Annotated in this window: 6 protein-coding genes and 3 tRNA genes; 7 read left to right on the top strand and 2 right to left on the bottom strand. The window is 38.2% G+C overall.

Annotated elements, in window-relative coordinates; translation table 11 throughout:
* Positions 1-307: 307 nt before the first annotated feature.
* Positions 308-397, bottom strand: a tRNA-Ser gene (locus tag CER18_RS08050).
* 1,043 nt (positions 398-1,440) lie between these two features.
* Positions 1,441-1,516 (bottom strand) — tRNA-Val (locus tag CER18_RS08045).
* 176 nt (positions 1,517-1,692) lie between these two features.
* Here CER18_RS08045 and CER18_RS08040 point away from each other — a divergent pair.
* From CER18_RS08040 to nuoF, 7 genes are all read left to right on the top strand, one after another.
* Positions 1,693-1,769: transfer RNA gene (locus CER18_RS08040), tRNA-Asp, on the top strand.
* 298 nt (positions 1,770-2,067) lie between these two features.
* Positions 2,068-2,433, top strand: a complete 366-nt coding sequence (locus CER18_RS08035) for an NADH-quinone oxidoreductase subunit A (RefSeq protein ID WP_100129499.1) — start codon at positions 2,068-2,070, stop codon at positions 2,431-2,433.
* Positions 2,424-3,005: a NuoB/complex I 20 kDa subunit family protein gene (locus CER18_RS08030; RefSeq protein WP_100129498.1), complete on the top strand. Its 582-nt coding sequence runs from the start codon at positions 2,424-2,426 to the stop codon at positions 3,003-3,005. The genes CER18_RS08035 and CER18_RS08030 overlap by 10 nt, the downstream gene beginning before the upstream one ends.
* A 14-nt stretch (positions 3,006-3,019) precedes the next feature.
* A complete protein-coding gene (locus CER18_RS08025) occupies positions 3,020-3,616 on the top strand; it encodes an NADH-quinone oxidoreductase subunit C (RefSeq protein ID WP_100129497.1) in 597 nt (198 codons plus the stop codon).
* A 136-nt stretch (positions 3,617-3,752) separates the two neighbouring features.
* Positions 3,753-4,943, top strand: coding sequence for an NADH-quinone oxidoreductase subunit D (locus CER18_RS08020; RefSeq protein ID WP_100129496.1), 1,191 nt, complete (start codon positions 3,753-3,755; stop codon positions 4,941-4,943).
* Entirely contained in the window at positions 4,943-5,614 is a 672-nt protein-coding gene (nuoE, locus tag CER18_RS08015) for an NADH-quinone oxidoreductase subunit NuoE (RefSeq protein WP_100129495.1), read from the top strand. The genes CER18_RS08020 and nuoE overlap by 1 nt, the downstream gene beginning before the upstream one ends.
* 145 nt (positions 5,615-5,759) lie before the next feature.
* On the top strand, positions 5,760-7,067 hold the full coding sequence (gene nuoF / locus CER18_RS08010) for an NADH-quinone oxidoreductase subunit NuoF (RefSeq protein WP_100129494.1): 1,308 nt from the start codon (positions 5,760-5,762) through the stop codon (positions 7,065-7,067).
* The last annotated feature ends 55 nt before the right edge of the window (positions 7,068-7,122 follow it).

Genomic DNA, 7,122 nt, shown 5'->3' with positions numbered 1-7,122 from the left:
ATATAAAAGAGGTGAAAACAGTTTATTCGTGTAACTCTTTAAATAACACAATTGCTGGTAAGGAGCTCATCATTACCAATTGTGATTAGGAAAAGAGAAAACGATTCACGAAAGGGGCTTTAAACAATCTTTGAAAGGTCTTTGAAGTCCCTTTGAGAACCCCTTAAAAACCCTTCGAAAAAAATAAATTGATGCAAAACCTGCTGTCAAATTGTGCAAAACCCGATGACAAGCTACAGTGGCAAAATATACAAAACCCGCTGGCAAGCTACACCGCTGGCAAGCTACAAGCACGATAAAAGCGCTGTGGCGGAGGGGGTGGGATTCGAACCCACGGTACAGTCTTCTGCACGCCGGTTTTCAAGACCGGTGCCTTAAACCGCTCGGCCACCCCTCCAAATTAGATATGCTTTTTGACAAAGTTCTTGCAAAAGGTCAATCATTTTAATACATGCCCTCAAGCTTTTTTTGCAAAATTATTTTCTCTTCAAGCGAAATAATTCCTTTTAAGCTAATTCTTCGAGTGTGTTAATTAATCGTTTTACATTTTAAAATAACAATTCTTTCTGAAAAAATGATATTTATCATTTCATTTTCTTGTCTAAAAGTTTTTACAAAGCGATATTTTTAAAATTTCTGAAAAGCATTTTCGTAATGATAAGACATATCCAGTTGGAGATGTTTGATAAATTATATCAAATTCTTTGCGGATATATATTTTTTGAATTATTTGACTTTTCTAGATATTTATTCATTTAGTTCGTTCATATTTTGCGAAACGAAAAAGTTATTGCTCTGATAGTTTATGAGAGATAAATTTGTAAGAATGATATATTATTCAAGGTAAGTTTGTATTGATTTTAAATAAGTATGATTTAATAAGAAAGCTCTTTAAAATATTTTAATTTTTTTAATAAAAATATTTAGATATCTCGTACAGTTAGAGAATAACTTGAAGAAAACAGCTATTTTACTCTAATAAAGAAAAAGTTCAAAAATTCAGCTAGAATCACGGCTAAATTTTTATTGATTAATAGTGATTTTTTTTAAATTCTTACACGAGTTGAATAAAATTTTAGGCAAGATTTGCATTGATAGTCTAAGACTTCTTCCAAGCCCAAGCATGACTAAAAATTGGATATATTTATAACGCTTTTTGCTGTAAGATTAGCAAGAAATTGATTTGAAGAGAAGAAAGAGCCTATTGAGCGAGACACTAAAAGAATCAAAGCTTTCACAATGAAGTTTTTAATTCTTTGAATGATATAAAGGTAAAGTGCTATAACGGTTGTTAAGGTATTGCGTAGTTTTTCAAGAATAGAACTTTAAAATGTTAACTGCACATAGGCAAAGAGTATAAACTTGAACGGACGAATTTTAAAAGCCTACTTACTCACGAGTATGTGCAAGGTCAAAAATTATTATTGATATGAAATTTGATGGTGGGCGATGAGAGACTCGAACTCCCGACATCCTCGGTGTAAACGAGGCGCTCTACCAGCTGAGCTAATCGCCCAATGCCAATGATCAGCAATTGAATAGGCACTCTTTAAGGAATTTTTTTTGCAAACGCAAGAATAAAGATTGTATTTGATGATTTTTTAAAAAAAATGTATAAGTCTGCTTGACATAAACGTATGAACCCCTTACACGACCCCTTGAGCCAATAATGAATTGGTTCGAAAGAAATGCGCGAGTGTAGCTCAGTTGGTTAGAGTGCTGGCCTGTCACGCCGGAGGTCGCGGGTTCGAGCCCCGTCACTCGCGCCATTTTATGTTTCCTTATGGAATTTCTCTTTGAAGATATTCATGTGCTATGAATTAGGTGGTGGAGTGTCTAGTTTAGGGGGTGCTATGTTTTTTCTTCCTTTTTACATGGTTTATAAGAATAAGGCTTGCGTCTTTTGTTGCTCTGCGTTACCTATGCCAATAAGAAAAGTATCGCTCTGTATGCCTTTCAAGCAGTATGAGTAGAATTAATAGGGCGATTATTAAAGTTGTCTGTTTGATCTCGCAATATCGAGTCATTGTGTTAAACTCAGACATTTCGTTACGATGGAAGAGGGTTATGGCTTATTTATTGAGCTCTTATTTGCCGGTCTTGATTTTTATTATTGTGTCAGCGGTTATTGCTGGAGTTTTGTTGATTACACCTTACATTGTAGCGTATCGTTCTCCTGATCCTGAAAAGTTATCGGCTTATGAATGTGGGTTTAATTCATTTAGTGATGCACGCATGAAGTTTGATATTCGTTTCTATTTGGTTTCAATTTTATTTATTATTTTTGATCTTGAAGTTGCTTTTCTTTTTCCTTGGGCTGTTTCATTCAACTCGGTAGGTATTTTTGGTTTTTGGTCGATGATTGTGTTTTTAGCGATTTTGACTATTGGATTTATATATGAATGGAAGAAAGGAGCTCTTGAATGGAATTAAGATCTAATAATTCAACAATGATAGCTCCAAAACCAAAAGGAATCATTGATCCCAATACTGGTGAATTGATAGGGTCAGATGATAAGTTTTTTCGTGATATTAATGCTGAATTATCAGATAAAGGTTTTTTAGTTACTTCAGCAGATGCCTTGATTACTTGGGCCCGTACCGGTTCTTTAATGTGGATGAGTTTTGGTTTGGCTTGTTGTGCTATTGAAATGATGCAATGCTCAATGCCTCATTATGATAATGAGCGTTTTGGATATGCACCACGAGCGTCCCCCCGACAGTCCGATGTGATGGTGGTCGCAGGTACTCTAACGAATAAGATGGCGCCTGCTTTAAGAAAAGTGTATGATCAGATGCCAGAGCCACGTTATGTGATTTCTATGGGATCATGTGCAAACGGTGGGGGATACTATCATTATTCCTATTCAGTGGTACGTGGGTGTGATCGTATTGTGCCTGTCGATATATATGTTCCAGGATGTCCTCCTACAGCAGAGGCATTATTATACGGCATATTATTGTTACAGAAAAAAATCCGCCGTACCGGATCCATAGAGCGATAGAGAGTTTTCGTGTCATGATGGATGAAACACTGATTGAACTTGCTGCTTATTTGGAAAACAAGTTAGGAAATAAGCTTGAAGAGACCGTTCTTGCTTTTGGTGAATTAACCATTGTGGCACGTCTTGATGCAATTACGGATGTCTTAATATTTGTTCGTGATGATTCTCGCTGTCAATTTATTAATCTTACAGACATTAGTGGTGTGGATTATCCTTCTCGTGATAAGCGGTTTGATGTCTCTTACCAGTTACTGTCTCCTCGTGAGAATTTACGCTTACGTGTTAAAGTTCGTACAGATGAAAATACCCCTGTTGCTTCAGCTTGTACGGTTTATCCTGGCGCAGAGTGGTATGAACGTGAAACTTATGATATGTATGGGATTTTATTTTCAGGTCATCCGGATTTGAGACGGATTTTAACAGATTATGGGTTTGAAGGATATCCTTTACGCAAAGACTTTCCTGTGACAGGATTTGTTGAATGTCGTTATGATAATGAAGCAAAGAGGGTGATTTATGAGCCCGTTGTTTTGCGCCAAGAAATGCGTAATTTTGATTTTCTTTCTCCTTGGGAAGGAGGACAATATGTTTTACCTTGTGATGAAAAATAAGATGGAAAAAAATAAGATTTGTTTTGATAAAGCGTTATATGAGAGTAGTGTATTTCTTAAATAATTAAATGTTTTTAATATGATAAATTATTTTTAATATTTGATATGAAGTTTTTTAAAAAGCAAGGGGTTGATAGTGGCTGAGGTCAATGTTCGAAACTTTAATATCAATTTTGGTCCGCAGCATCCTGCAGCGCATGGCGTTTTGCGCATGGTTCTAGAGTTGGATGGTGAAGTTGTTGAGCGTGTAGATCCGCATATCGGGTTATTACATCGCGGTACCGAAAAATTAATGGAAACAAAGACGTATCTTCAAGCAGGGCCTTATCTAGATCGTTTAGATTATGTTGCTCCTATGAATCAGGAACATGCTTTTGTTCTTGCGATTGAAAAATTATTAGGTGTTGAGGTTCCCAAAAGAGGACAGTTAATACGTGTTTTGTTTTCTGAAATTGGGCGTATTCTTAATCATTTGCTTAATGTAACGACACAGGCAATGGATGTTGGTGCTTTGACTCCACCGCTTTGGGGGTTTGAGCAACGTGAAAGATTGATGATTTTTTATGAGCGTGCTTGTGGCGCTCGTCTTCATGCCAATTATTTTCGTCCCGGTGGTGTGCATCAAGACTTACCGGAATCTTTAGTTGAGGACATTGGTAATTTTATTGATCCGTTTCTTGTTTCTCTTGAAAAACTTGATGCGCTTGTAACACCAAATCGGATTTTTAAGCAGCGTAATGTGGATATTGGTGTTGTCAGTATTGACGAGGCTTGGGCACGTGGTTTTTCTGGTGTTATGATCCGTGGTGCTGGTGTGCCATGGGATTTGCGTAAAAGCCAGCCTTATGAATGTTATGATGAAATGGAATTTGATATTCCTATAGGTAAAAATAGTGATTGTTATGATCGCTATCTTATTCGCATGGAAGAAATGCGTCAATCAGCGAAAATTATGCGTCAATGCGTAGAACGGTTACTTGGTAGTGAAAAGAATGGGCCAGTTTCGAGTTTAGATCGTAAGATTGTACCACCAAAGCGGTCTGAGATGAAAAGCTCAATGGAAGCGCTGATTCATCACTTTAAACTCTATACAGAAGGTTTTCATACGCCTCCTGGAGAAGTCTATGTTGCAGTAGAGGCGCCAAAGGGTGAGTTTGGTGTTTATCTTGTTTCTGATGGAACCAATAAGCCTTATCGTGTTAAGTTGCGTGCTCCTGGGTTTGCGCATCTCCAAGCTATGGATTTTTTAACCCGAGGTCATATGTTGGCGGATGCTACAGCTATTTTGGGTTCGATTGATATTGTTTTTGGGGAGGTTGATCGCTAATGTCCGTACGCCGTCTTGCAGATGATGTCTATCAACCCGCAGAGTTTTCTTTTACAAAGGAAAATCAGATATGGGTGAAAAATACCATAGAAAAATATCCTGTAGGGCGTGAACAATCGGCTGTTATTCCGTTATTAATGCGTGCACAAGAGCAAGATGGTTGGGTGACACGTGCTGCAATTGAGCATATTGCTCAAATTCTTTCTATGGCGTATATCCGAGTCTTAGAGGTTGCTACTTTTTATACTCAGTTTCAGCTTAAGCCTGTAGGAACAAAAGCGCATATTCAAGTGTGTGGTACAACTCCTTGTATGTTACGTGGTTCTGATGAATTGATAAAGGTTTGTCAGAAAAAAATTCATCATGAACCTTTTACGACCAATCAGGATGGAACATTATCATGGGAGGAGGTGGAGTGTCTTGGCGCTTGTGTTAATGCTCCTATGGTGATGATTTTTAAAGATACTTATGAAGACCTTACAGCTGAACGCCTTGAAGAGATTATTGATGCATTTGAGGCAGGAAAGGGGGCTGAGATAGCGGCTGGTCCACAAAACAGTCGTCAATCATCAGAGCCAATTAGTGGTTTAACATCTCTTCTTGAAGATGAAGAAAAAAGAAAATCTCCCAAATCTTCAAAGAAAAAGAATCATAAGGGAATGGAATCTTAGTTAAATATTTTTTGAAAAGATATTTCATTATTTTATCCATATTATAACGACATTTAATTAAAAGTAGAAAGTTTTAAGAAGTTTTTTAAAATTGCATTTGAGGAAAAGCTAAAAATGCTACGGGTAATAGAGAAAAAGGTGGGGTATGCTAACTGATAAAGACCGTATCTTCACCAATATTTATGGTTTAAAAGACAAATCATTAAAGGCTGCAATGTTGCGTGGGCATTGGAGTGGTCTGAAAGAGATTATTAATAAAGGTCGTGATTGGATCATTGATGAGGTGAAGGCGTCAGGTTTACGCGGTCGTGGTGGTGCTGGTTTTCCTACTGGAATGAAATGGTCTTTTATGCCAAAGCAGAATGATGGTCGTCCTCATTATTTGGTTGTTAACGCTGATGAATCGGAGCCTGGGACATGTAAAGACCGCGATATTTTACGACATGACCCCCATACTTTGATTGAAGGATGTGCAATTGCTACTTTTGCCATGGGATCAAATGTCGCTTTTATTTATATTCGTGGTGAATATATTCGTGAACGTGAAGCGCTTCAAGCGGCTGTGGATGAATGTTATGAAGCAGGCTTGCTTGGCAAAAAAACAAAATATGGTCATGCTTGTGATATTATTATTCATCATGGGGCCGGTGCTTATATTTGTGGTGAAGAAACAGCGCTTCTCGAAAGTCTTGAGGGAAAAAAAGGACAACCTCGTCTCAAACCGCCATTCCCTGCAAATATGGGGATTTATGGCTGTCCAACAACCGTCAACAATGTCGAATCGATAGCGGTTGTTCCAACGATTTTACGTCGAGGTGCTTCGTGGTTTTCATCAATTGGGCGTGCAAATAATGTCGGAACAAAATTATTTATGGTTTCTGGGCATGTTAATGCACCTTGTACCTTTGAAGAAGCTCTGGGTGTTTCTTTCCGTGAATTAATTGAAAAACATACGGGGGGTATTCGTGGCGGATGGAATAATCTTTTAGCGGTTATTCCAGGAGGTGCTTCTTGTCCGGTTGTTCGTGGTGAGGATATGGTCGATGCGATCATGGATTTTGATGGAATGCGTGATGTCGGATCTTCTTTTGGCACAGGGGGGATGATTGTTATGGATAAATCGACTGATATCATAAAGGCAATTTGGCGTATAGCTGCTTTTTTTAAGCACGAAAGTTGTGGTCAGTGTACGCCATGCCGTGAGGGCACAGGGTGGATGATGCGCCTTTTAGGACGTATGGTTGAGGGAAGAGCGCAGAAGCGTGAAATTGATCTGTTATTTGAGGTTTCTAAACAGGTTGAAGGGCACACGATTTGCGCCCTTGGTGATGCTGCAGCGTGGCCAGTACAAGGGTTGATCCGTAATTTCCGTCCTGAAATCGAGCGTAGAATTGATGAATATACGCGAAATGTCGTGCAAAGAAAAAATATTGCTTTGGAAGCAGTGGGATAGAAGATTTTTAAAAGAGCAACCGAATGCAAATTTTAAGTGGATTATCCGCAGGTTG

The sequence above is a fragment of the Bartonella tribocorum genome (assembly GCF_002777915.1).
Lineage (GTDB): Bacteria > Pseudomonadota > Alphaproteobacteria > Rhizobiales > Rhizobiaceae > Bartonella > Bartonella tribocorum_A.
This window is presented reverse-complemented; position numbering and strand designations above follow the sequence as displayed.

Coding starts and splice junctions, on each gene's coding strand:
- CER18_RS08035 (WP_100129499.1), top strand. CDS start 2,068: ATGGCTTATTTATTGAGCTCTTATTTGCCGGTCTTGATTTTTATTATT.
- CER18_RS08030 (WP_100129498.1), top strand. CDS start 2,424: ATGGAATTAAGATCTAATAATTCAACAATGATAGCTCCAAAACCAAAA.
- CER18_RS08025 (WP_100129497.1), top strand. CDS start 3,020: ATGATGGATGAAACACTGATTGAACTTGCTGCTTATTTGGAAAACAAG.
- nuoE (WP_100129495.1), top strand. CDS start 4,943: ATGTCCGTACGCCGTCTTGCAGATGATGTCTATCAACCCGCAGAGTTT.
- nuoF (WP_100129494.1), top strand. CDS start 5,760: ATGCTAACTGATAAAGACCGTATCTTCACCAATATTTATGGTTTAAAA.